This is a genomic window from Hymenobacter sp. 102 (genome assembly GCF_049949205.1).
GTDB lineage: Bacteria > Bacteroidota > Bacteroidia > Cytophagales > Hymenobacteraceae > Hymenobacter.
The window spans coordinates 4,960,597-4,985,535 of sequence record NZ_CP188172.1 but is presented as its reverse complement, the minus strand read 5'-3'; the positions used below and the strand labels follow the sequence as shown (position 1 = coordinate 4,985,535).

General features: G+C 61.2%; 20 protein-coding genes and 2 pseudogenes. 10 read left to right on the top strand and 12 right to left on the bottom strand.

The genetic code is table 11. The annotated features are described in order from the left end of the window. Nucleotides 1-67: 67 nt before the first annotated feature. The 7 genes from ACN19L_RS21630 (at nucleotide 68) to ACN19L_RS21600 (ending at nucleotide 9,803) form a co-directional block, all read left to right on the top strand. Complete coding sequence (locus ACN19L_RS21630) at nucleotides 68-460, top strand: hypothetical protein (RefSeq protein ID WP_426491387.1); 393 nt, start codon at nucleotides 68-70, stop codon at nucleotides 458-460. Between the two features lie 97 nt (nucleotides 461-557). Continuing rightward, nucleotides 558-4,994 (top strand): CusA/CzcA family heavy metal efflux RND transporter, encoded by a 4,437-nt coding sequence (locus ACN19L_RS21625; protein ID WP_426491450.1) that lies wholly within the window; start codon nucleotides 558-560, stop codon nucleotides 4,992-4,994. Between the two features lie 39 nt (nucleotides 4,995-5,033). After that, nucleotides 5,034-6,224 (top strand): efflux RND transporter periplasmic adaptor subunit, encoded by a 1,191-nt coding sequence (locus ACN19L_RS21620; protein ID WP_426491386.1) that lies wholly within the window; start codon nucleotides 5,034-5,036, stop codon nucleotides 6,222-6,224. A gap of 58 nt (nucleotides 6,225-6,282) precedes the next feature. Further along, a complete protein-coding gene (locus ACN19L_RS21615) occupies nucleotides 6,283-7,050 on the top strand; it encodes a hypothetical protein (protein ID WP_426491449.1) in 768 nt (255 codons plus the stop codon). A gap of 141 nt (nucleotides 7,051-7,191) precedes the next feature. Then, complete coding sequence (locus ACN19L_RS21610; protein WP_426491384.1) at nucleotides 7,192-8,196, top strand: cation diffusion facilitator family transporter; 1,005 nt, start codon at nucleotides 7,192-7,194, stop codon at nucleotides 8,194-8,196. A 1-nt stretch (nucleotide 8,197) separates the two neighbouring features. Further along, on the top strand, nucleotides 8,198-8,986 hold the full coding sequence (locus ACN19L_RS21605; RefSeq protein WP_426491383.1) for a ZIP family metal transporter: 789 nt from the start codon (nucleotides 8,198-8,200) through the stop codon (nucleotides 8,984-8,986). 40 nt (nucleotides 8,987-9,026) lie between these two features. Next, nucleotides 9,027-9,803 carry a bestrophin family protein gene (locus ACN19L_RS21600; protein WP_426491382.1) on the top strand — a complete coding sequence of 259 codons (777 nt, stop codon included), beginning with the start codon at nucleotides 9,027-9,029 and terminating at the stop codon, nucleotides 9,801-9,803. 15 nt (nucleotides 9,804-9,818) lie between these two features. Here the strand turns inward: ACN19L_RS21600 and ACN19L_RS21595 are convergent, their stop codons facing one another. Further along, entirely contained in the window at nucleotides 9,819-11,747 is a 1,929-nt protein-coding gene (locus ACN19L_RS21595) for a Tn3 family transposase (protein ID WP_426493616.1), read from the bottom strand. A gap of 91 nt (nucleotides 11,748-11,838) precedes the next feature. On the opposite strand from ACN19L_RS21595, the gene ACN19L_RS21590 reads away from it, so the two are divergent. Further along, entirely contained in the window at nucleotides 11,839-12,096 is a 258-nt protein-coding gene (locus tag ACN19L_RS21590) for a hypothetical protein (protein WP_426493623.1), read from the top strand. A gap of 240 nt (nucleotides 12,097-12,336) precedes the next feature. On the opposite strand, the pseudogene ACN19L_RS21585 reads toward ACN19L_RS21590, so the two are convergent. The 7 genes and pseudogenes from ACN19L_RS21585 to ACN19L_RS21555 form a co-directional block, all read right to left on the bottom strand. After that, nucleotides 12,337-12,835: pseudogene (locus ACN19L_RS21585) on the bottom strand (DUF4158 domain-containing protein); the annotation flags it as partial. Nucleotides 12,836-12,928: 93 nt separating this feature from the next. Then, nucleotides 12,929-14,341 (bottom strand): Omp85 family outer membrane protein, encoded by a 1,413-nt coding sequence (gene omp85, locus ACN19L_RS21580; protein WP_426491380.1) that lies wholly within the window; start codon nucleotides 14,339-14,341, stop codon nucleotides 12,929-12,931. 108 nt (nucleotides 14,342-14,449) lie between these two features. Next, nucleotides 14,450-15,202: a phosphatase PAP2 family protein gene (locus ACN19L_RS21575; RefSeq protein ID WP_426491379.1), complete on the bottom strand. Its 753-nt coding sequence runs from the start codon at nucleotides 15,200-15,202 to the stop codon at nucleotides 14,450-14,452. A 90-nt stretch (nucleotides 15,203-15,292) separates the two neighbouring features. Beyond that, a complete protein-coding gene (locus ACN19L_RS21570; protein WP_426491448.1) occupies nucleotides 15,293-16,567 on the bottom strand; it encodes a sensor histidine kinase in 1,275 nt (424 codons plus the stop codon). Beyond that, on the bottom strand, nucleotides 16,564-17,241 hold the full coding sequence (locus ACN19L_RS21565; RefSeq protein ID WP_426491376.1) for a response regulator transcription factor: 678 nt from the start codon (nucleotides 17,239-17,241) through the stop codon (nucleotides 16,564-16,566). Before ACN19L_RS21565 ends, ACN19L_RS21570 begins: the two co-directional genes overlap by 4 nt. Nucleotides 17,242-17,334: 93 nt before the next feature. Continuing rightward, a pseudogene (locus ACN19L_RS21560) lies at nucleotides 17,335-17,460 on the bottom strand (hypothetical protein); the annotation flags it as partial. Beyond that, nucleotides 17,436-17,927 carry a recombinase family protein gene (locus tag ACN19L_RS21555; RefSeq protein WP_426491447.1) on the bottom strand — a complete coding sequence of 164 codons (492 nt, stop codon included), beginning with the start codon at nucleotides 17,925-17,927 and terminating at the stop codon, nucleotides 17,436-17,438. The gene ACN19L_RS21555 and the pseudogene ACN19L_RS21560, both read right to left, overlap by 25 nt. 204 nt (nucleotides 17,928-18,131) lie before the next feature. On the opposite strand from ACN19L_RS21555, the gene ACN19L_RS21550 reads away from it, so the two are divergent. Beyond that, nucleotides 18,132-18,323, top strand: a complete 192-nt coding sequence (locus ACN19L_RS21550; protein ID WP_426491374.1) for a hypothetical protein — start codon at nucleotides 18,132-18,134, stop codon at nucleotides 18,321-18,323. 274 nt (nucleotides 18,324-18,597) lie between these two features. On the opposite strand, the gene ACN19L_RS21545 is transcribed toward ACN19L_RS21550, so the two are convergent. After that, entirely contained in the window at nucleotides 18,598-18,909 is a 312-nt protein-coding gene (locus ACN19L_RS21545; protein WP_426491373.1) for a hypothetical protein, read from the bottom strand. A gap of 206 nt (nucleotides 18,910-19,115) precedes the next feature. On the opposite strand from ACN19L_RS21545, the gene ACN19L_RS21540 reads away from it, so the two are divergent. After that, nucleotides 19,116-19,301, top strand: a complete 186-nt coding sequence (locus tag ACN19L_RS21540; RefSeq protein WP_426491372.1) for a hypothetical protein — start codon at nucleotides 19,116-19,118, stop codon at nucleotides 19,299-19,301. Between the two features lie 141 nt (nucleotides 19,302-19,442). Here ACN19L_RS21540 and ACN19L_RS21535 read toward each other — a convergent pair whose 3' ends face one another. Genes ACN19L_RS21535 through ACN19L_RS21525 form a run of 3 tightly spaced genes read right to left on the bottom strand, consistent with a single transcriptional unit; the run spans nucleotide 19,443 to nucleotide 24,727 of the window. Next, entirely contained in the window at nucleotides 19,443-21,059 is a 1,617-nt protein-coding gene (locus tag ACN19L_RS21535) for a hypothetical protein (RefSeq protein WP_426491446.1), read from the bottom strand. 3 nt (nucleotides 21,060-21,062) lie between these two features. Then, on the bottom strand, nucleotides 21,063-22,247 hold the full coding sequence (locus ACN19L_RS21530) for a 3'-5' exonuclease (protein ID WP_426491445.1): 1,185 nt from the start codon (nucleotides 22,245-22,247) through the stop codon (nucleotides 21,063-21,065). A 29-nt stretch (nucleotides 22,248-22,276) separates the two neighbouring features. Then, nucleotides 22,277-24,727: an Hsp70 family protein gene (locus tag ACN19L_RS21525; RefSeq protein ID WP_426491444.1), complete on the bottom strand. Its 2,451-nt coding sequence runs from the start codon at nucleotides 24,725-24,727 to the stop codon at nucleotides 22,277-22,279. Nucleotides 24,728-24,939 lie beyond the last annotated feature (212 nt).

Sequence of the window (24,939 nt, the reverse complement as noted above, 5' to 3'; positions counted from 1 at the left end):
ATTAAAAATGAACCTGAATTAGTTGCGCACGTAGACGCTTTGCCCAACGCTGGGTATATTTGTGCCCATGTCGCGTTTTCTGCTTCTGTTGCTCAGCTTTCACCTGCTCGCCGTCAGCTTGCTGCCGGGAGGGGATGCGCGTGAGCTAACGGAAGTGGCTTCGGCTTGGCAGCACCGCACGCACGAGCACGCCAGCAGCACCCTACTGGACTTCGTCTACGACCACTTTGTGGCCGCTGACTCGCATGAGCACAGCGGTGACCACGCCGCCGACCACCAGTCCCTGCCGCTGCACCACGGCCACGATACGGCCTCTGCGGCAGTGTACGTGCTACCGGTTGCGCTAACCTGGCAACCCAACCCGGCCCAGTACGCTGCGGCCAGCCGGTTGCCGAACCATGCCGAGCCCGCCGCCCGCCAAGGAGTGCTGCGCCCGTGCTGGCAGCCCCCCCGGGCCTAAATCACCCCCCGCTTTTCTGGGTTACGTTCCGACGTCCGGCTTTTCCTAAGGGAAGGTCTGTGGCCGTCGGCACATCGTGTTGATTTAGACTTTTTTCATGCTGGACTCCATTATTCGCTTCTCGATCAAGCACAAGCTGCTGATCGGGTTGCTGACACTGGCCCTTGTGGCCTGGGGCGGTTATTCCGTGGCGCACTTGCCCATCGACGCCGTCCCCGACATCACCAACAACCAAGTTCAGGTCATTACCCAAACGCCCTCCCTCGGTGCCCCCGACGTGGAGCGGCTGGTGACCTTCCCCATCGAGCAGGCCATTGCGACCATTCCCAACGTGGAGCAGGTCCGCTCCTTCTCGCGCTTTGGACTGTCCGTCGTCACCATTGTCTTTCCCGACGATGTGGACGTGTACTGGGCGCGCAACCAAGTAACAGAGCGGCTTAAGGAAGCCGAAGCGCAGATTCCGGCCGGTGTCGCGTCGCCCGCGTTGGCCCCGGTGACGACGGGCCTGGGTGAGATTTACCAGTATGTGCTGCACCCGAAGAAGGGCTACGAGAAGAAATACTCGCCCACGGAGCTGCGTACGTTGCAGGACTGGTTGGTGCGTAGGCAGCTGCTGGGTACGCCCGGCGTGGCCGACGTGTCGTCTTTCGGCGGCAACATTAAGCAGTACGAGGTGGCCGTGGACCCCGAGCGGCTGCGCAGCTACAACGTAACTATCGGCGAGCTGTTTAACGCGCTGGAGCAGAATAACCAGAACACGGGTGGCGCTTACATCGACAAGAACCCGGCCGCCTACTTCATCCGCACGGAGGGCTTGGCCGGGTCGTTGGAAGACGTGGGCCGCATGGTGGTAAAAGCCCCCGAGGACGCCAACGGCGTGCCGGTGCTGGTGCGGGACGTGGCCGAGGTGCGCTTCGGCCATGCCGTGCGCTACGGCATGATGACGCGCAACCAGGAGGGCGAAGTGGTGGGCGCACTGGTGCTCATGCTCAAGGGTGCCAACTCCTCGGAGGTTATCAAGAACGTGAAAGAGCGCATGGCTACGATTCAGAAAACCCTCCCCGAGGGCCTGGTTATCGAGCCGTTCCTGGATCGCACTAAGCTGGTGGACCAGGCCATTCACACCGTCACGAAAAACCTGGCCGAAGGGGCGCTCATCGTGATTTTCGTGCTGGTTATCTTCCTGGGCAACCTGCGCGCTGGCCTCGTGGTGGCGTCGGTGATTCCGCTGGCCATGTTCTTTGCCATCGGCCTGATGCGCACCTTCGATGTATCGGGTAACCTACTGAGTCTGGGCGCTATTGACTTCGGACTGATTGTGGACGGAGCCGTGATTATCGTCGAAGCCATCGTGCACCGGCTCGCCATCCTGCCCCGGGCCGCAGGAGCAACGATACTTTCCCGCGAGGAGATGGACGACGAGGTGTACCACGCCTCCAGCAAAATCCGCTCCTCGGCCGCGTTCGGCGAAATCATCATCCTCATCGTGTACCTGCCGCTGCTGGCGCTGGGCGGCGTGGAGGGCAAGATGTTCCGCCCGATGGCCCAGACGGTGGCGTTTGCCATCCTTGGCGCCTTCATTCTCTCGCTCACCTACGTGCCGATGATGTCGGCGCTGACCCTGAGCCGCAACACCGAGCACAAGCCCAATCTCTCCGACCGGGTGCTGGGCAACCTGGCCGTGCGCTACCAGCGCGTGGTGGAGTGGGCACTCGGTGCCAAAACGTTGATTCTGGGCGTAGCGGTGGCGCTTTTCGTCGGGGCGCTGCTGCTGTTCCGCACCCTCGGCGGCGAGTTTATCCCGCAGCTGGAGGAAGGCGACTTCGCGGTAGAGACCCGCGTGTTGCCCGGCTCGTCCATCACCTACACCGCCGAAAAGGCCCAGCAAGCGGCCGGTATCCTGCTCAAGGAGTTTCCCGAGGTGAAGGAAGTGGTAGCCAAAGTCGGCTCCTCGGCCATCCCGACCGACCCCATGCCGGTGGAAGCCTGCGACTTGATTATCGTACTCAAGGATAAGAAAGAGTGGACCACGGCCGATACCCGTGAAGGGCTGGTTGAGAAGATGTCGGAGCGGCTGGGACGGATTCCGGGCGTGACGTTCGGCTTCCAACAGCCTATCCAGATGCGCTTCAACGAGCTGATTTCGGGCGCCAAGCAGGACGTGGTTATCAAGATTTTCGGGGAAGACCTGCAGCAGCTCGATGACTATGCCAGCCGCGTGGGCAACATCATCCGCACGCTGCCCGGTGCTTCCGACCTGTACGTGGAGCGGGCTACCGGCCAGGCGCAGATTGTGGCGCAGATTGACCGGGACCGGCTGGCCCAGTACGGCCTGACGGTAGAAGCCGTCAACCGCACGGTGCAGGCCGCGTTTGCGGGCGAGGTAGCCGGCCAGGTGTTCGAGCAGGAACGCCGGTTCGACCTAGTGGTGCGCCTGAAAGAGGGTTCTCGTCAAGACATCAACAGCCTGCGGCAGTTGTTCATTGCCACGCCCAGCGGCCGGCAAGTACCCCTCGACCAGGTGGCGAAGGTATCGCTCATCAGCGGGCCAAGCCAGATTCAGCGCGACGACGCCAAACGCCGCATCACGGTGGGCTTCAACGTGCGGGGCCGCGACGTGGAAAGCCTGGTCAACGAAGCCCAGCAGCGCATCAACAAGGAAATGAAGTTCGCGCCGGGCTACTATGCGACCTACGGCGGGCAGTTCGAGAACCTGCAGTCGGCCCGCGACCGACTCCTGATTGCCGTGCCGATAGCGCTGCTGCTCATCTTCCTGCTACTCTACGCCACGTTCAACTCCCTCACCCAGTCGGTGATGATCTTCACCGCCATTCCGCTGTCGGCTATCGGTGGGGTGCTGGCGCTGTGGCTGCGCGACATGCCGTTCAGTATTTCGGCAGGAGTAGGATTCATTGCCCTGTTCGGGGTGGCCGTGCTCAACGGCATCGTGCTCATCGGTTACTTCAACCAGCTCAAGGAAGAAGGCATGACGGACCTGCGCCAGCGCATTCTGGAGGGCACGCACGTGCGGCTGCGTCCGGTGCTGATGACGGCGATGGTGGCCTCATTGGGCTTCCTGCCGATGGCCCTGAGCACGTCGGGTGGTAGCGAGGTGCAACGGCCGCTGGCCACGGTGGTGATTGGCGGGCTGGTGACGGCCACGCTGCTCACCCTGCTGGTGTTGCCGGTGCTCTATTACCTGGAAGAAGCGTGGACGGCGAAACGGGACGCGAAGAAGGATGATTCGGTGAACACCACCAAGCTGGGCGTCGCGGGTAGCATCTTGCTGGCGCTGACTCTGCTGCCTGGCACCAGTTGGGCGCAGAAGCCGGGAGCAGCGGAAGGCGACGTGCTGAATGCCACGCAGGCCGTGGACGTGGCGCTAGGCCAGAGCGGCACGGTGCTGGGCGCGCAGCAGCAGGTAGCGGCCCAGCAGGCATCGGTACGGGCGGCCCGCGAAGTAGGCCGCACCACCATTCAGGGCAGCTACGGGCAGTACAACTCCATCAAGAACGACAACCTGTTCACCATCACGCAGCCGCTGGCCTGGCCGGGGTACTACCGCACGCTCACGGCCCTGGCTAAGGCGCAGGTGGTGACCAAGGAGCAGCAACTGGCCCTAGCCCGCGCCGACGTGCGCCGGCAGGTGCGGCTGCAGTACGAAGCCGCCGTATACGCCCGACACCGGCTGCGCACGTTGCGCGTGCAGGACAGCCTGTACACGGAGTTTGTGCGGGCCTCACAAGTGCGCTTCCGCAATGGCGAAACGGCCCGGCTGGAAGTATCCACGGCGCTGGTGCAGCAGGGCGAAACCCGCACCCGGCTGGCCCAGACCCGCGTGGAGTACCAGGTCGCCATCCGTCAGTTGCAAGCTCTGCTGCAGCGCGTCGAGCCGGTTGTGGTGGCTGATAGTACCCTGACGCTGCTCACACCCAAAGTAGCCGCTGCGGCCGACGACACCACGTTGCTGGCCAACAGCATGTTGTCACAGGTGCTGCGGCAGCAGATTCGGGTGGCCGAGGCCGAAACCCGCGTCGCGCAGGCACAGGGCAAGCCCGGTTTCACCGTGGGGTACTTCAACCAGTCCATCCGGGGTGAGCAGCTGGTCGACGGCGGCGGTACGCGGACCTTCACCGGCAGCGACCGGTTTCAGGGTGTGCAGGCCAGCGTGGCCCTGCCCCTGGTGCAGGGTCCGCAGCGGGCGCGGGTGCAGTCGGCCCGGCTGCAGGAGCGGGTGGCCCAGATCGGCTACGTGCGCTACCAGGCGGAGCTGGCCGGTCGGCTGGAAACGCTGCTCACCCAACGCGCCGAGCAGCAGCAGCGCCTGCAGTTCTACGAGCAGACGGCGCTGCCGCAGGCCGACGTGATTACCCGCGTATCGACCAAAGCCTTCAAGGCGGGCGAAAACGGCTACACCGAGTACCTGCTCAACTTGGACCGCGCCCTACGTCTGCGTACCGACTACCTCGATGCGCTGCTGCAGCACAACCAGACCGTCATCGAGCTGGACTACCTGCTGAGCGCCGGCGAGTAAGCCACCGCGCCGTCTTTCCCATATCTGATATTTTCTTGCATGAACTCTCCTTTGTATAAGGTAGCGGCCCTGAGTCTGTTGGTACTCGGCGCCGGCTGCCAGGGCAACGAGCCCTCCGAAACGCCGGCCGCCGAAACCACTGCCGCCCCAGCCGACAGCACCGCTGCAGCCGCGGCCCCGGACCTGATTACGCTGACCGCGGACGAGCAGCAACTCGCGGGCATCCAGACGACCACGCTGGACCAGCGCGTGCTGGGCGCCGGCCTCAAAGTCAACGGCGTCATCGACGTGCCGCCGGATAAAATGCTCTCCATCAACGCGCCTCTGGGCGGCATCGTGGAAAGCACCTCGCTGCTGCAGGGCACGCCCGTGCGCAGGGGTCAGGCGCTGGCCGTCATCCGCAACCCCGCGTTTATCCAGTTGCAGCAGCAGTACCTGGAAACCCAAAGCCAGCTGCGCTACGCCCGGACCGATCTGGTTCGGCAGCGGGAGCTGGTGCGCGAAGAGGTAGCCCCGGCCAAAAATGAGCAGCAGGCCCAGAGCCGCTACGATATGCTGGTGGCGCAGGCAGCCGGTTTGTCGGCCCAGCTGCGTCTGGCGGGGCTGCCGGTGGGTAAGCAGCCGTTCGTGTCCACGGCGACGCTACGCGCCCCGAAAGACGGCTTCGTGAAAGCAGTCAACGTGGCCGTGGGCCAGAGCGTGACGCCGACCGACGCCCTGTTTGAACTTGTGGACCCCGAGCACATGCATGCCGAGCTGACCGTGTTCGAGAAGGATGCGGCCCAGCTGAAAATCGGCCAGCGCATCCGCTTCACGGTGCCCAACGACAGCAGCGTCGAGCGGGGAGCGAAAGTGTACCTCATCGGCCGCACCGTGGACGAGGAACAGCGCACCGTGCGCGTCCACGGCCACCTGGACCGGGAAAGTGACCCGGCCCTCCGCCCCGGCATGTTCGTGCGGGCCGTTATCGAAACCACCTCCCGGCGCGTGCCGGCGCTGCCCGACAAGGCCGTGGTGGACTACGAGGGCAAGCAGTACGTGTTCCGGCAGGAATCGGCGGCGAACGGCCAGCGCAGCTACCGCATGCTCGAAGTCCGGCGCGGAGAGCAGGCCGACGGCTACAGCGAGGTCTTCCTACCGGGGCAAGCTACGGCCGATACCGCCGCCCGCTACGTGACCGAAGGCGCTTACTCCCTGCTGAGCAAGCTCAAAAACGCCAGTGACGAATAACCCACCCCGCAGCTGGTAGCTGCCGGCTGCGCATTCCTTCACTTCTGATTTCATTTCCATGACTCGTAACACATTTGTTGTCCTCGCCTGCCTGCTGGCGGCTGCCCCTGCCGCCCAAGCCCAGGTGCCGACCACCTCGGAAGCCGACCACGGCCATCCGCACCCCAGCCCGAGCGAGGGCGCCAAGCCCGCCGCCCCGTCGCTGCCGACGGTATCGTACACGCTGTTCACCACCAAATCGGAGCTGTACGCCGAATCGAAGCCGCTCATTGCGGGGGCTCCGAACCGCTTCACGGCCCACCTCACCAAGCTCGGCACCACCTTCAAGCCCTACACGGCCGGGCAGGTGACAGTCAGCCTGCAGGTAGGCGGCAACACGGTGAAGGCGTCGGCGGATGCGCCGGCCGCACCCGGCATCTTCCGGTTTCAGCTGCCGCCCGCCCCGGCTGGCACCGGCACGCTGGTCATCGACATCGTGACGCCGGAGTTTACCGACCAGTTCACCATCCCGAACGTGATGGTGTACGCCAACGCGGAAGCCGCGCGTCAGCAGCCGAAGAACGAGGAAGCCGGCGACATCACCTACATCAAGGAAAAGTCCTGGGTGCTGGCGGATTTCGCCACTCAGCTGTTGACGAAGGGTAGCGTGGGCAGCGGGAAGAAGGCCACCACCGGCCTGGTGGTGCCCCGCGGCGTTGGTCGACGTCAAGGGCAAGCCGCACGTCTACGTGCAGCGCACGGGCGAGCGGTTTCAGCTGCGGTCGGTGAAGACCGGCGCGACGAACGGGCAACAGGTACAGTTGCTCAGCGGCGTCCGGGAGGGTGAGCGGGTGGTGGTGCGTGGTGCCCAGGACATTCAACAGGCAACCGCCGCCGGGCAGTAGACCCAGTGCCGCGGCGTGCATCCGGCTGGGTGTACGCCGTGGCCTACCGGGCCATCATCTTTTCCACCACAACCCATTCACCCATGCAACTCCCTCAATTCCTGCAGGACTTCCTGAAGAAAGGACCCGCTGGGGCCAAGAAGGGCTTGGATGCCGTCGTTACGTCTTCGGAACGCGGCATCTGGGCCCTGAAATGGTCCTTCATCGGCCTGGCCATTACCTCGGTGCTTCAAATCGTGGTGTTCTTCTACTCGGGTAGCACTGCCCTGCTGGCCGATACCATCCACAACGTGGCCGACGCAGCTACGGCCGTCCCGCTCTGGATTGCGTTTCGCTTCACTAACCGGCCGCCTACCAAGCGCTTCACCTACGGCTTCGGCCGCATTGAAGACCTGGCCGGCCTCATCATCCTGGTCATCATCCTGGCCAGTGGCATCGTGGCGGGCTACGAGTCCATCCAGCGCTTCTACCACCCCGAGCCGGTGAAGTATCTTGGGGCCGTGGCGGTAGCCTCGGTAGTCGGCTTCCTGGGCAACGAAGCCGTGGCCATCTTCCGCATCAAGGTGGGTAAGGAAATCGGCAGCGCCGCGCTGGTGGCCGACGGCTACCACGCCCGTACCGACGGTATTGCCAGTCTCTCGGTACTGCTGGGCGTCATCGGCATTTGGCTCGGCTTCCCGCTGGCCGACCCCATTATCGGGCTGCTCATCAGCTTGGTCATCCTGAAAATCGTCTGGCGCTCGGGTAAGGACATCTTCACCCGCCTGCTCGACGGCGTAGACCCGGCAATGGTGGACGCGGTGCGGGCCAGTGCCCAGCAAGTGCCCGGTGTGCAGGGCGTCGATACCATTCGGCTGCGCTGGCTGGGCCACAAGCTCAACGCCGAAGTAGACGTGGCGGTGGACGACTCGCTGACGGTAAGTCAGGCCCACGACCTGGGCAGCCGCGTGGAAGCGCAGCTCATCCGCGACGTGCAGTACCTCAATACCGCGCTGGTCCACACCGACCCGGTATCGGCGGCCGGGCACCAGCACGGCACCGGCACCGCCCACGCTCAGGACGTTCAGGTACTCCCAACCGATGTGTAATATGCTGTTAACTACCATCCTGTTGCTCGTGCCCACCGAAGCACTGGCCCCGTGGACCACCGTGCTGGGCTATGCCCTACTGCCAGTCGGCGTCATGGTCATTGGGGCCCTACTTGGGGTCTGGCGCGTGCCGAGCCCCGCGCTACGCGGGGCGCTGCTGCACTTCGCGGCCGGCGTCGTGTTTTCGGTCGTTGCCGTTGATGTGCTGCCGGACATCGTGGAGCGTCGCGCGCCCTTGGAAGTTGGGCTGGGCTTCGCGCTGGGGCTGGCCGTGATGTTCGGCCTGCGGTACTTCACTCAGCGCCTGGAGAAATCCGGTTCCACGACCGAAACGCCGACGCCAGACGCGCCCGAGGCGCTGCCCTGGGGGATGCTGGCGGCCGTGAGTATCGACGTCGTTATCGACGGACTGCTGCTGGGCATCGGCTTCGCGGTGGGGGCCAAGGAAGGGACGTTGCTAGCCATTGCCATTGCGCTGGAAATGCTCACCCTCAGTTTGACCACGGCCGTGGAGCTGCGCCGGAGCGGGCAGAGCCGGGGCAAGACAGTCCTGATTCTGACGGCCCTGGCCAGTATGATTCTGGTGGGAGCCGGCCTGGGCCTGTTTGTGCTGCAGGGCGCTTCCGATCAGTTCGTGGAGGCCGTCTTGTCCTTCGGGCTGGCCTCGCTGCTGTATCTGGTCACGGAAGAGCTGTTGAGCGAAGCGCACGAGCTACCCGAAACCACGCTACAGACGCTGGCCTTCTTCGGCGGCTTTCTGCTGTTCCTGCTGCTGGGCATGATGGCGTAGCCGGACCTAACTCCCCCATTCACTTCCTGCTTCTCCCTGTATGTACGTTCGTCGCAATATTCATTGGCGCATAGCGTGGCGCTACGCCTGGAAAAATGTGCTGCTGTTTACCCTCTATGACCTCACGCTGGCGGTGCTGTTCGGCCCGCTGGGTTTCCATTGGCTGGACGTACCCTGGCAGCTGGTCAGCATTGTGGGGGTGGCCGTGTCCTTCTACGTCGGCTTCAAAAACAACAGTGCCTACGCCCGCTTCAACGAGGCCCGTACGCTCTGGGGCGGCATCGTCAACCGCAGCCGTAGCTGGTCGGTATTCGTGCTAACCAACACCCAGCAGACCGATACAGAGCCGGCACCGACCATCACCGCTCCGCAACGAGCCTTGGTGCTGCGGCAGCTGGCGTGGTGCAACGCGCTCCGCCTGCACCTACGCCGGCAGCCCGAGCTGTGGGCCGAAGCCGTGACCCCGTTGCTGACCGCCGAAGAAGATAACCAGCTGCGCCGGGTGGCCAACGCCCCGGCGCAGTTGCTGTTGCTACAGGGCCGCGCCGTAGCCCAGGCCGAGGGACTGTTCAACGACCTGCAGCGCCGGACCCTGATGGAGGAGCTGCGGGAGCTAGCCAACCTGCAAGGCGGCTGCGAACGAATCAAGAATACCCCGTACCCGCGCCAGTATGCCTTCTCCAGCCTGGTGTTCGTGTGGGTGTTCATCCTGATTCTGCCGCTCGGGCTGCTGGCGGAGTTCGAGAAGCTCGGCCACGGCCACTTCTGGCTGACGGTGCCCTTCTCGGTGCTGGTATCGGGGGTCGCACTAGAGTAGGAACGGAAAACAACGCTAAGGAAATTCGACCAGCCGTTCTTCCCAGTTGGCGGGGTTGCGCAACGGGCGCATTTCGCCGGCGGCAATGTCTTCGGGCAGGCTGAAATCGTAGCGGCCCAGCATGTTAACGTGCTCGTGCAGCAAGGGCGAGAGGCGCGCCACGTCGTCCGGGTTCAGCACGCCTTCCGTCTGCTGCCACCGTTCCAGGGCGTGCTGCAGATAGCGGGTGTTCCACAGCACCAGGGCGTTGACCACGAGTCCAAGGGCGCCCAACTGGTCTTCCATGCCCTCGCGGTAGCGCTGGCGCAGCTCCCCTTTCTTGCCGTGAAAGACGGCCCGGGCCACGGCGTGCCGCCCCTCGCCCCGGTTGAGCTGCACCAGGATGCGCCGGCGGTAGGCCTCGTCCTGCACGTAGGCTAATAAATACAATGTTTTTTCGACGCGGCCCAATTCGGCGACCGCCCGCCCCAGCCCCGAGAGCGAGCCCGCTCGCTGCAGGGTGCGCATGACGGCCGTGGCCTTGACTTTGCCGAGTTTCAGAGAGCCGGCCAGGCGCAGCATGTCGTCCCAGTGGGCGTGAATCAGGCGGGCGTTGACCACGTGGCGGCCCAACTCGTTGAGCGGACCGTAGTCGTCCTCTTTTTCCAGCCGCCAGAAGCGCTGGTCCGCCAAGTCGGCCAGGCGGGGGCTGAAGCGGTAGCCCAGCAGCGAAAACAGGCCAAATACCACGTCGCTGTAGCCGTGGGTATCGGCCATGATTTCGCGCGGGTCCAGGCGGGTTTGTTGTTCCAGCAACCCGGCCAGGATGAACAAAGAGTCGCGCAGCGTACCGGGAATGACGATGCCGTGAAAGCCCGTGAACTGGTCGCTGGTGAAGTTATAGTACGTCACCCCGCGCTGGGAGCCGAAGTATTTGCGGTTCCAGCCCGCGTGCAGCGTGCGCACGGGCACCACGAAGCGCATGCCGTCGGCCGAGGCCACCTCCCCGCCGCCCCAGGCCTGGGCCAATGGCAGCCCCGCCTGGGCATCCACCAGGCGGGCATTGGCGGCGGTGAGCGTTTCGGCGCGCAGGTAGTTTTGCTGCACCCACGCCAGGCGCGCCAGCGTCAGGGCCGGCACGTCGGCCCGGGCCACGGTTTTTAGCCCCAGGTTGCACGCCTGGGCCAACAGCACGGCACAGATACTGAGCGGCAGGTCGGCGGCGGCGGGCTGCCCGTCGGCCACGTGGGTAAAGGCGAGGGAAAAGCCGGTAAACGCGTCCACCTCCCGCAACAGGGCCGCTACTTCGACCTGGGGCAGGGCCGCCGCCAGCTGCTCGCGCACGTGCACCAGGTGCTCGGACTCTTCTTGCGCCGGTAAGGCGCTGAGGGTGACGACCGGCTGACCGTCTTGCTCGACCACCTGCAGGGTGGTGTGCTGCGCCAGGTTCTCCCCAACGTCCGCATACGCCGTGCGCAGCAGTTGCCCCAGACGGGCCAGTTCCACTGCCGGGTCCAGGGAGCGGTCCAGGGCCCGGGCCACCGAATCCCGGGCGGCTTCCCAGGCGTCCCCGCGCAACAGTTCGGCCCGTGGGTCGGCGTGGCGCTCGCTGGTCGGCACGAACACGTCGCGGCGGCGCACGGCGTGCTGCAGCCGTTCCAGTACGCAGAGGGTGTACGCCTGGGGATTCACTTCCCCTTTGGCGGGAAACACCCGCCGGGCCCACCCCTTCGGGACGACCGTGCGGGGCGCGGCCGACCACTTCGGGCGGCCCCGACCGCCGGCTTCCTGCTGCTGCAAAAAGGCCCAGGCCTCCAGCAGCGGTTTGGCGGTGGGCGTCCCCTCGAAGGCGACGCCGGCCAGCAAGGCGGGCAGGAACCGGCGCACCGTGGCGTAGCTGCCGCTCAAGGCTTCGGCCAGCGGGTCCTCCGGCGGACTGGCTAGTTCCTGCGGTGGCCGCCGCAGCGCGCAAGGGCGCCTGGCCCAGGCGGTCGAACACCTGCTGGCGTACCTGCCCGGCCGGTACGGCCTCGTCGAGCAGCAGTTCCACGGCCTGTTGGAGCAGCAACGCGGCCTGGTCCAGGTCCTTGAGCGAGCGCAGGCGTTCGCGCCGGCGCTTGGTTTCGCCCCGCAGGGCCAGCGACGTGAGCAGGCTGTCGAAGAGGTCGAGCACGTCGTCCGTAGCGGTGCGCTCCAGGGTCTGGGCGAAGACCAGCAGCGTGGCCAGCCGGCGTTCCTCGCCCATGCGCACCAGCGTCTGTGCCCAAGCCAGCTGGGCATGGCGGGCCAGGCGCGCCAACCGGGCTTCGGGTAAGTCGGCCACGGGCACGGCGCTCACGCCCAGGGCGCGGATTTCGCCCACCCGGCGCAAAGCGGCCGCCAGCGCCGGGGCGGACACGCGGGTGGGCGGGGTGCGCAGGCGCTCCAGGTGGGTGAGCCGCTCGCCGGCCGGCACGGTCAACAGGGTTTCCAGCGCCGCTTGCTGGGACGGGTTCAGGCGGGTGCGCAGCTGGCGGTAGAGGTGGCGGCCGGTGCGCTCGCGGACCCGCGCAATCAGGCGGGCGAGTAACGAAACGCCGGGCAAGACGACCCGCTGGGCGACCAGGTGGGCCGTGGTCAAATCAAACAGCACGCTGGGCCGGACGGTGCTCGTCAGCACCTGCGCGTAGAGCCAGCGGGTGAGCCGGAACGTCTGCCGCCCGTCAAACGGGGTGTACCCGAGGTGGGCCACAATCCGGGCCTGGTGGTCGTACCACGTGTTCGGCCGGGTCCGGTACGCGGCCAAGGCGTCCGCAGGCAGGTGCAGCTGCTCGGCCAGCGTCTGCACCACCACGGCCGGTACCCGCAGCGGGTCGGTCAGAAAGGTGCCCAAAAAGCGCAGGGTGCAGAGCTGCGGCACACCCGAGTTTGTTGGCGGGGCGTCGGCGCGCGGCCAGGAGGTGGCCATCGGCTGCGCTCAGGTAAAAGAACCGGGCCAGCTGTTCGGGGCTGGGCTCGTCGGCGTAGCAGCCGAAGCGGGCGGCCTGCTCGTCACTGAGGAATTCTACGGGCATGGGCCAGGGAGGCGCGAAAGAATAAGCCAAATGGCGCACGGTGCCGCTATCAAACCCGAACAACCGGCCGGGAAGCGCCGCGCCGCCACGGGGTTAGAAATTCTGGCCGATGCCGAAGTAGAACAGCCGGTCTTCCTTGGACACCCCGTAGTCCGCGTAGAGCATGGTGGACAGGTTCCAGGCAATGCGCGCCCCGGCTCCGTACGAAAACCGGACGTCGCGAAAGCCTAGGTCCTGCCACCGGTCGCGCACCGTGCCGGCGTCCGCGAACGGGGCCACGCCCAGCCCGAAGTTCTGCTTGCCCAGCTTGACATCGGCCAGCCGGATGCGCAGCTCGGCGTTGGCAAAGGCCAGCGAGCGGGCCAGGAAGCGGTTGGCCCGGTAGCCCCGCAGCGACTGCCGCCCGCCCAGGGCGTTGATGCTGCCGTCGGGGCTCCACTGGTCCTGAAACTCAAAAAACGGCGCTTCTTTCCCGAAAATGGTGCCCGCGCCGACCCGCCCGGCCAGCACCGTGCGCGGACCCACGGGCAGCTTGCGGTAGGCCCGGCCCTGGAAAAACAGCTTGTTGAAACTGAACTGCGAACCGATGGCGGGGCTGGAAAACTCGTTGGCGGCTTCAAAGTATACCCCGCGGGTCGGGTCGGGCTCAAAGTCGCGCGTGTCGTGAATCAGCGCCGTCTGGATAATGGACACCCACCCCCCGTCCAGGCCAAAGATGCGCCCCTGCTGGGCATCGCGCTGCAGTAGCGACGTGCCGTTAGGCGCCGTGGTTTCTTCGCCGTTACGGGTGGCCTCGGCCTTGGTGCCCTGGAACGTGTCGTAGGAGAGGTGCTGAATCTCGTAGCCGCCCATCACGCGCCAGCGACCTTTGCCCAGGGCGTAGTCAGCTTTGAGGTTGAGCATGAACTCGGTTTCCCGGAACCGGTTGGACAGCGCATCGGTGACCTCGGCGGCTTCGCCGGCCTGCCCGGGCCGCAGGGTTTTGCGGGCCGCGTCATATTCCGCGTAGGTGGCAAACGTCTCGTCCGGGTTGGAGGGCAGGCGCAGGCGGCCGAGCGTGGTTTCGGACGAGCCGAAGTACAGGTTGGCCGGGTTTTGCTGGGCCTTGAAGTCCACGCGGTAACGCCAGCGCGTGCCTTTGTAGTAGGGCACGTCCAGGGACAGCGTCAGCTCGCGGGCGTTGGTGGTAAAGTACGCCGCGTTGGCGCGCAGGCGTGTGAGGTAGGGCGTGTAGGCAAACAGCGGGTTGTCGCGGGTGCCGTTCCAGATGATGTTGGTTTTAACCCCCACACCGAAGCCCGTCACCGGGTCGGACGAGAGGTCGGGCAAGCCGGTCACGAACAGGCCTTCCCGTTTTTTGGCCAGGTCGGCATCCGACATGCGCTTGGAGCGGATAAAGGAGAGGCTGTCCACTTGTTGGGCGGAGGCAGCGGCGGCGCACAGGCCCAGAGAGGCCGTGAGCCAGGTACGCAACAGGCTTGTTTTTATCTGTTTTTTGCTGGGCAATGGGAGGGACCGTTAGTGAGGAAGCCATGCGCTGGCTCGTTGGCGCAGGTTAGCCCGACAAAGCTCCCGCACGATTCTGAAGGCATTCTGTAGTTTCCTTCTCTTGCCTTACCACGCCATGACGGCGGTGGCCCCGATGGCCCCCTGCTGGTAGCTGGGCACGACCAGCGCCCGGTTGCCCAGCACCTTGCGCAGTGGTTTTGTTACCAGCGGGTACAGCCAGTACGCGGCCTGCGTTGACAGAATGCCCACGCCGGCTCCGGCCAGCACATCGGAAAACCAATGCACGTCTTTGGCCATGCGAATACCTCCCGTGGCCGCTGCTAGCGAGTAGCCGCCCACGCTGTACCAGACGCTACGCCCGCCGTATTCCTTGTGCAGAAACGTAGCCGAGGCGAAGGCCAGGCTGGTGTGCTGGCTGGGAAAGGAATGGAAGTCGGAACCGTCGGGGCGCTGCACCTGCGTGAGCTTCTTCAGGTTGCTGGTCACCGCATCGTTGAGGGTGAAGGCCAGCGCCGCCAGCAGCAGCTGGTCCACGGGTTTGTGACGGCCCGGCACCCCGGCCAGGCCCAGGCCGAGCGTTACGGCCCCTGGTAGGTACCGGAGCTGGTTGTCGAGCGTCGTCGTGGGCCGGCCCATATGCTCGCGGATTTCCTCCCGCAGCTCCTCGTCTGATTCCAGCGCCTCCACCCGATGGGTGGTCAGGGCGCCGGCCGTGAGCAGCAGCGTAGGCACCAGCAGCGCCCGCGCCACCGGCCCCTGCCAGAGCGGCGGGCGGGTGGTGGAGTCACGCAGGGAAGGCGGTACCGAAACAGCAGGCGCCGTCTGGGCCCGGGACGGGAACAGGGGAGCAGCCAGCACAGCCAGGGGAGCAACACGGAGCGGGGCATACAAAAAAGCAGCAGGTACGCCCCAAACGTAGAGCGCAATTCTGTGCACATTCTGTAGGGGTCAGGGGCGGGGAACCGCTGAAGCGAACCGGACACGCAGCGTATGCCGCGCCGAATCCGGGGCGTAGTCGTATGCCACGGTAAAGCCATAGAAGGTCGTGATGCTTTGCACGATGGACAACCCCAGGCCGGGCGAGTCCGAAGCGGCATTCTGCTTGCGAAACCGCTCGAAAAACTGTGCGGGTTTCTGCTGCGCCGCCAGGGCGGGGCCGGCATTGGTGATGACCAGCTCGGTGGCACGCAGCTGCACCCGCAACAGGCCGCCCGGCAAGTTGTGCCGGATGGCGTTGTGCAGCAGGTTACTGAGCAGCGAATCGGCCAGCGCGGGGTGCAGCATAAGCAACGGCGCGGCATTTAATTGCACGTCCAGCTGCAACTCCTTCTGCTGGATGAATTCCTCCAGCTGGCTCAGCTTTTCGCGCAGCAGCTCGGCCAGCGGCACCGGCTGGGCGGCGGCAAACTGCTGGTTCTCAATTTTGCTGAGCAGCGTCAGCCCCTGGTGCAGGCGGGCCAGCCGCTGCACGGCCGCGTACAGGTCGCCCACCAAGGGGCCGGCCGGCGCGGGCAAATCCGGCAGCTGGAGCAGCTGTTCCAGCTTGGCCTGCATGATGGCCAGCGGGGTGCGGGTTTCGTGGGCGGCGTTTTCCGTGAACGCTTTGAGCAACATGTAGTCGGCCGCGACCCGCTCGCTCAGGTGGGTGAGCGTGTGGTTGAGCTGGGCGAACTCCTCAATGTGGGCATCAGGCAGGTGCAGCACCTGGTGCTGGCGCACGTCGTAGCCGCGCAGCTGGTGGAGGGTCTGCTCAAACGGGGCCCAGAGGCGGCGGGTCAGCCAGCGGTTGAGCCCCACCACGCCCAGCAGCAGCGTACCCAGCACCCCCACCAGCAACAGCACAATCAGGCGCTGCACGTCATGGGTTTCCAGCAGGGCCTTGCTGAGCGATACCCACTGGGTTTGCCCGTTCAGCGGCAGCCGAAACGTGAGCTGGCGGTAGGGCTCCAACTCGTTTTCCAGGGGCTCCAGCAGCAGGGTATCGCGCAGCCCTTCCGGCTGCGGCTGCGCACTGAGCTGCATGCGGCCCTCAAACGGGGTGCCGGGCAGGTGGCCGGTGCGCTGCACCTGCGCCCGCAAGTAGTCACGCTGCTGAAACAGGCGCTCCTCCACTTCGCTTTGCAGCGTCCAGCGCACGCCGTAGTAGAGGAACACACTGCCGGCCGTGAAGAGCACGGTGGCCAGCAGCAGGTAGTAGCGGTTGGTGGCGGCCAGCAGCTTCATTCTGCGCTAAGCTTGTAGCCCACCCCGTACACGGAGCGGATGTAGTCGCCGGCTCCTTTGTCCTGCAACTTGCGCCGCAGGTTCTTGAGGTGGGTGTAGAGGAAGTCGAAGGAGTCGGCCGCATCGGCCGCGTCGCCCCAGACGTGCTCGGCAATGGACTCCTTCGTCAGCACGCGGCCGGGGTTGGTGAGCAGATACAGCAGCAAGTCAAATTCCTTGCGCGTAAGCGTTACAGGTTCCCCGTTGACCAGTACCCGGGCCTGGTCGGGAAACACGGTCAACTCCTGAAACAGTAGGTGGCGCTGCCCCTGAAACTGCCGCCGCCGGATGATGGCCTTCAGCCGGGCGCTCAGTTCCGAGAGGTGAAACGGCTTGGCCAGGTAGTCGTCGGCCCCCAGTTCCAAGCCCAGCACCTTGTCGTCGAGCGCGCCCCGGGCCGAGACGATGAGCACGCCGGCCGGGGAGCGGTCGGCCTTGAGCGTGCGCACCACGTCCAGCCCGTTGCCGTCGGGCAGGGTCAAATCCAGCAGCACGCAATCGTACTGGTAGAGCTTGATTTTCTCGTGCGCCTGTTCGTAGCTGGCCGCTGCTTCCACCACGTAGCCGTCCTGGCGCAGGTACTCCATCAAGGAGGTGCGCAGGGCCGGCTCGTCTTCTACAATCAGCAGCTTCACGGGAGTGCAAGGTGAGGAACGGCTGAAAGGTAGCTGGCAATTCTGAAGACTTTCTGACGGGGGCACTGAGCTGTCTGGATAGAACGGCCCGAACTACGCCGCTTCCTGCGCTTTTCCGCCGGTTGCTACCCCCAGATAGGCCAGGTAACGGTAAATAGTGGCCCGGCCCACTCCCAGCAGTTGCCCGATTTCTGCTACCGTCTTGTCTTGTTGCAGGTAAAGCGTTTTTGCGGCCTGGGCTTTGGAGAGGGCTTCTTTGGAAAGACCTTTAGGCCGGCCGCCCTGGCGCCCCGTGCCCGGGCCGCCGTCAGGCCCGCCTTGGTGCGCTCCCGAATGATGTCGCGCTCAAACTCAGCCAGCGAGGCAAACAGGTTAAACATGAGGCGGCCCTGGGCGGTGGTCGTGTCCAGATGGTCCTGCAGGCTGACAAAGTGAATCCCCTGTTGCTGAAAGCCGCTGACCAGTGTGACCAGGTCTTTGAGCGAGCGGCCCAGTCGGTCGAGTTTCCAGACCACGAGCGTATCGCCCGCCCGCAGGCGGGTCAGCAGGTGCTGCAGCGCCGGGCGCTCTTTCACGGACGATACTTTTTCCTGCGCGACCTCCGCGCAGCCGTAGGCCTGCAAGGCATCGGTTTGCAGGTGTAGCTGCTGGTCGGGGGTACTAACACGGGCGTAGCCGAAAATCATAGGCGGTATTCTCAGGAAGTCAGCAGGAGCAAAGATAGCGAGCCATTGATTCGTGAGAACAGCATATGAGACAGTTTTTGCCCGACTCGTAAGGAGGCCAAACGAGCGCGACCAGCGGAGCGGAAAAACGCACGTATTCTGAGACACCCCGACCCGCCAAAATTCGACCAACTGGCCTTAGCGTTGTTTTCCGTTCCTACTCTAGTGCGACCCCTATCGTGGGTGTTCAGCACCATTGAGTTGGTAGGCGACATGAGCGAAGACCCTTTTGAAAACCGCATGAACGACGTGCCCATGACCGCGCTGTGCCGCTCCATCGAGGTAGACCTGCGGCAGATGCTGGGTGAGTCAGTCCTGCCGGCCGTTGCCCGGCCCGTCGACAGCGTGCTGCTGTAGTCCTGACGCCAACCAGGGCCTTTTCAGGTATCTACCCACCATCACTACTTCTGGCATGCACGCGCGTCGCTTTCCTAAAAAATCCAGGACTGCTCCCACGGCAACATGGCGGGTGGTCAGCGTCGCTAGCGTCGCAATTCTGTTGCTGCTGGCTTTTGGTAGTTGGGGGTGGATTGGGTGGCGGGTAGTCCAGGAGTGGCAGCAGGATTCCGAATCAGTCACTACTGACACCGCCAAGGGCAGTTCACCTGAACAAGAGGTGCACTCCTATTTGCTACAGCATCTGTCGAATCCGGACAGCTACGAAAGTGTAGCGTTTGGCCGGCAGACCTGTCAAACAAAGCAAGGACAGCGAGTATGCTTCGTGTCCCACCGCTACCAGTTTCGCGATACGCTCGGCCACATAGTACGGAAGCACCAACTCTTCTACTACTCCCCGCAGGGCGAAATACAGGGCATCGAAGACGTCCCGTGAGCGCCGGGTTAATAACCACATGAAGCCTCCTTGCTTGAAGCGGCGATAATCGAACTTGCCGAAGGATCCCGTTGCATCAGTGCCCCTCAAGCAAGTAAGGTCTTTGCTCAAGTGGTTACCAGTGCCGCCGACACGGCTGCCCGTGTTGCTGTGGCGAACTAACCATGGGTGGCCCGATGTAATTTTGGGACCAAACTTTTAACCAAGGCCAGTATCAGGTAGAATACAAGGTTACCTCCAATGCTCCAACCTCGGACTACCTGAGCTACACCAATGAAAGCGGCGGCAATACGACGCTCAGCAACACACCGCTGCCGGTGAGCTACAAGTTTAAGCGGACCATGAAGCAAGGCGACAACCTGACCATCCTGGCCAGTATCGACGGAGGCACGGCGGCCTCGGAAATCACCTGCTCTATCCTGCTGGATGGCAGAGAGGTCAAGAAGGAAACCGGCCGGGGCGTCGACGCGCAGGCTGTGCCGGTGTATGTAATCGGTGAATAGATTTACTGCCTAGCATAAGAGCAAAGAAGCTCAACCCTGATATGGTTGAGCTTCTTTGCTCTTATGCTAAAGACCTGGACCGGAAAGCATCATCGATAGCACTAGGAGGCGAATAAGAAGTTTGCTCCATATTAAAGTGGTTTACGACTCGGGCGTAGAATCAGGTGCTGGTGCTTCGGTATGCGATTCCTCTGAAGATATTGTCAGCTGGCCAGAGATGGAATCAAGCAGCCCCCTCCTATTTTTAGTTTTAGTTGACTCCTTAACCTTAACTAGCTTCTCAGCTTTAGGAACGGCTGAAGTATTTCCTTTCTTCTGGTATGAGCGCTTTGGTTTGATTGCAGGTGCTTCGGGAAGAGGAACAATATTAGGTCCGCTTTGCAACTCCTCTAACCCAACCGAGGCTGCTTCCTGAGTAGGAGCATCCATCTGCTGCGATGCCTGCGCTCTCTGCCTAGCATCCTGTTCAGCTGTCAAGTTCCACTCGAAAACCGGGGCCTCTTCGTCAGGAACTACCTTTTTACTCGGCCCTGAAAGGATTGATGCTGTCGGCGGCACAGCAAATAATTCAGCCCTGCGCTGGGAACTTGTTTTATATTCTGAAATTGGAATATATTTCTGCCCTCGCTCCTGAAATAAGGGGATTTGTCTTACTTCATAGTAAGCCCCTGAAATCTTATTGAATGTTAAAAAACCGCCTAGTAATTGCAGGGCAACTCTCGTTTCCGATGGATAGTGGTCGGCCGTCAGACGAATTAAATCGAGAAGTTTACCGCTGAACTGATAGTCCTCTGCTTCAAATTCCCCCCGGAATTTAAGGTAGATGAATGCGCTCAGGTACATTCTGAGGTTAGTACGAGTGTCTGTTAATTCATTTCTCAGCTTCTCGGCCCATTCAGCGTTGAGAAGCAACTGGGTGACTCTCTCGCGAGTAGAAGCTGCTCTGTTAGCTTCTAGTGCTTTGTAAAATCTGGTTGCTTCGTAGCTGTTATCATGTCCTCGACGGCCATCGCGGGCGCTGAGGCTGCGATGAAAAACTACACATAGGTCATATAGGTACCCATAATCGTTTTTGGGAAAAGGCTCATATCGTCCATAAACGATTAAATGCACCCAGAAAGAATCGCTCGTTTGAATTTCACGTCGCTCTAGGCGTACTGCCACAGCCTTTTCCACATCTTGCAATAACCCTTCGTCAAGATGTTTACTAGGGACCCCAGCTATTTCCAGAAGTGCTTCGCTGCCTAATCGGGTTTCCGACGCCAATAACCGGTGGTCAGCCTGCTCTGCTACAGCTTCAAACACCGCTGGCTGCCGCTTAATACGCGGGTCTAAACGAGAAGCTAATAATTGTCCGGCTTGTGTAGTGAGCGGATACAGACGCCGCACCTGCACAATGTTTAACCGAGATTTCTCGCTAATAGAATGCGGCTTACTCAATTCTGCGGCTAGGGTATCAAAAGCTGCTTGGGCCTCTATGCTGAGTTGTGGATAGTGTATCCCTATAGATGCACTAGCAGCTTGTAAAGCAGCTTTGCTTTGCTCTGGCAATTCAATATCCAACAGAATTACCTCGTCAGCTGTGCTGAAGGCAGGAATTTTAGCGAGTAAGCTTGCCTCTGATACATCAGGGTGCCCTGCAGGCGTGTCCTTTTCATAAAGGACCCACTCATCCGGATTAACCTCAATGAAACCAAATTGATACAACAGATTGAACCGAAGCCTATAAATAGGCAGCAAGGCACGTTGAGCAGCCATAAATTAGAAGTCGTAAGTAGTAGCCTGTGGTTGAGCCGAGGCTGTTGTGGCATCTGTGATTTCAAACAAGGTGCAGTCGCCGGCCAGCGTGTCCACCATGCTGCTGCGAGTACCACAATAGGTTAGAACCAGGTTTTTGCGGCTGCGAGTCATGGCAACCATGAATAGGGTCTTGTCTTTGCCACCACCGTTCAAGTGCAGTCCTGCTGATACCCATGGCAAATACACGTTTTCGTAGTCCAATCCTTTCGAGCTGTGATAAGTCATGACCGCGACCCGATGGTTGGTATAAGCCCCATCGAGTGTACCAACCCCATTACCAATGTATTCGAGCTTGATGCCTTGTGCTTCTAAATGCCGGTTCATGGCTGCAAAATCCTCGTTTTTGCCCCACCGGTCAGGAACAACAGTCCAAGCGGGTTTGCCATTGATCGTTAATACGGCGTTACAAAAAGCCGCGATGTTTTCCCGGAAAGGCAACAGGATAACCGTTGACTCGCTTGCTTGAGCCCGCTTACTGGCTTCACGCCACACATACTTAATTTCCCTTGATACATCATTGGTGTAGCCTAGGCGTACCTGCACATCGAGCTTGGTAGCATCGCGACGTGCTCCGAGAATGGTGCCGCCAATCAGGCTGCTGACCATCTTAATAATGGACCGTGTTAACCGATAAATCGTCGGCAGCTCGTGGGACTGCCCGCCCAGCAAAGCGCCAATTTCCTCTGGTCTTACTACCGGCTCACGAGTCTGTGGGTCATGCGTAAAAATTGACTGCTGCGAATCGCCCGCTACAATAACTCGTTTCGCCTTATTGCGCAGCAGCGTTATCATACTGGAGGGCAAATCCTGTACTTCATCGCAAAACAGCAAGTCAAATTGCTGACTGGTCTTTTGCAATTCATAGTACGTCATCACAGGCACCCGAACGCCAAACTCCTTCTCCACTCCCAACTCATCAAGGCCGGTTCGTATCAAATCCACCAATGCCCGCGTGAACAGCACAACGCCCACTTTTAGATTTTTGTTTTCAACTAGCTTGTCACGAAGCCCGTGTACCAGCAGTACCGACTTACCACTGCCAGCGTGCCCCTTTATCCAGACGTTGCCGCTACCGCCCCTGATGTGGCGCGTAATCAACTCTTCTTGGTCGCTGTCCAGCTTCGTGCGTTGAACCATCCATTTCATAATCTTGCAGAGTAGTAAAAGGTGAAGGGTTATAGCTTTGCTAAACCAGTGTTATCGCGCAGTTTTGCCAGGTTTTGGTCGTCGTACAGCCCCTTTTCCTGCCTTGTAGGTGCCCTGCTCTCCACTCGTTGGGCTGTGGCCTTGTCGCCCAAAATTCGCGCGCAGTCAGCTAGTCGATGATAGTCGTTGGAACCTAGTGTACCGGCCTCAAAACGGGCATTGAAAATATCAAACGCCTTCTGCACCAGAGGCTTTCCCCTGGCATCGCCCCGATTCATCAAATACTCCCCATAATAGTGCGGAGCATAGGGGTAGGAGGGGTCCATTCGCATTACCTCCTCCATAAGCTCTTCATACCGGGCAGGTTCTTTGTACCTGAAGCTCATACCCAAGTTGAAGGCCGTTACCGGAGCCGGATTGCGCTGATAGGCTTGTTCGTACCAAGGCTGGCTCCTGTCGCGATGCCCGGCCATGTCATAGTGGTAGCCAATGCTGTTATGATACGCATTAGTTGGATACAACTCCTGAATGAGTTCAAGGGTCTCTGCCGCCCGCAAATGATTCTCTGCAAACTCATAAGCTTGGAAAAGCTTATACAAGGTGCTCTCAGCTGGTTTGCCGCCTTGCTGCTCGGCCGCAATGTTAGCATTGCGTTCCGCCTGGTAAAGCATCCGCTCGGCTGTGCTCAGAGCGCGGTTCGCAAACGGATTCATAGGCTCTACGCGTACCACCTGCCCATTGACAGTGGCTTGCACGTGTACGAGCTTGTCAGCGCTAATGCTGCATTCCAGTCGAATAGGTGTTCCGGCCTTAAAAGGCTGGTTGGCGGGCGCAAATACTTTGAGCACCTGTAATACCTTATCTGTGCTCGATACGCAGATAGGAATTTCAATCTGCGCCTGTCCGTCACGCTGAGTCACCAGCTCGTCCAACGCCACCGGTTCGCACGGTATGCAGGTTCCAGCCTTGACCAACACCTCAGGCTGGCCACCCTTTGTCACGATGAGTAGCGGTTCACTAACAATCGGCTGAATAATGTTCTTGCCGAAGCCATTGTAGATGAGGGAATGAATTGCCGCTCCTGCGGCCACATGCGTTTGCAAGTCCTGCGGGATTATCAGTTCCGAGTCGTCAAAATAAGCTGCTAAAGCTTGTTGGATGTAAGGGTTTTTGGCACTGCCCCCTATCAGCAGAACATAATCAATTTCTGCCTTGGCTAGCCCTGCCTTTTTCAACGCCGATTCAACGGGACTGAAGATGCTGACAAACTCTTCCTGACCTTCCTGATGCGCCGCAGTGCGCCCGGCCTTGCCCGTAAACGTCCCCATTAGCTCTTGAAACTCCCTATAGGACAAGCGCGGTTGCTTGAGCGTTAGCTGATGTTTGGGAAGAAAAATCTCAATCGGGAATCCCAACGTAACGGCCGTTTCACTATTCGCTACAATTGGAAGTTCCGATGCCGTCTGCATCTCCATTGCCACTTGTTTGCAGAGGCGAATTTTCAGCTCTTCCGCAGCCTTCAGCAATCGAGGCAAAATGCCTTTATTGATTTGGGGAGTCCGGAAGTCCTTCAGAGTAACGCCATTTTCGGCCAGCAGCTGTGGCAACAGCACCCGCAGCGCAATAAGTCGGTCTACATCATCTCCTCCCAATTTCTCAAAACGGGAAATAGCCAGGTTTTTGGAATAAGTACCCTGCAGTGCGGTACCTATTTCAAGGACCGAAACGTCGCAGGTGCCAGCACCAAAGTCAAAAACGAGTAGATGGATTGGGTAATCAGGAGTAAGCAGTAGCTGAGTTCCCCGCTCGGTGGCCGTGCTGGCCACCAAGTAGCTTAAAAAAGCTGCATTAGGCTCATCAATCAGTGCCTGCGAGCCGAGCTTAATGCCTGCTTCTGCGAGTGAGTTGAGTAAATCCCGCCGCTGATTCGCCTCAAATGAAGCCGGAATACTCACTGCATACTCAACTTGCGGGCGAGTGCCCAGCTTGTCAAGGTGCCGGTCTAGTTGTTCTTTCAGATAACTAAAGAAGACCGTTGCCGCGTCCGTTGGCTTTAAAATAGTGGCTACCGGGTGGTTGCGCTTCAGTTCACTGTTGAAATATTTAGACCCCAAGTCCTCCCCCAACTCCATTTTAAAGGAGTACCAAACATTCACCCCGCGCTTGAGCTGATGCTTTAACTCTGCCGCTCCATTTCCTATCAGTAGCTTTTCCCCGTGCCAAGCAATAACTGAAGGCAATTTGTCTGCGGACTCGGTGCCAATACCATCTGCTTGTGCCTGCTCGGTCCAGACGGGCTGCACTTGAATAGGTGCCTCCAGCCCGCCGTTCAGCTGCGCGATACTGATGACTGTAGTTGACGTGCCAAAGTCTATACCTACAAAGACCATCCCTGTAGTTCTCCCGTTTTGACTAACTCCTGCATTTCGTACAGCTGGAAATAGGCTTTGAATAGTAAGTGCAGTAGCGATGGCTGTCATATGAAGGCAGAAAAGGAAACTAATATATGGCAAACAATCTTGGTCAGTAACAAAATCAATAATAGATATTTATAAATATTCGAAAGCCTTACCTCCGCCCCTTCTCCATGCTACCATTCCGTCTGACCAGTCGCTTTTGCGAGTGATTCACCGCTGATTCATTGACGGGGTCTAGCTAGGATGGGCAGCGAGAAGTCACTGGGCCTTTTTTG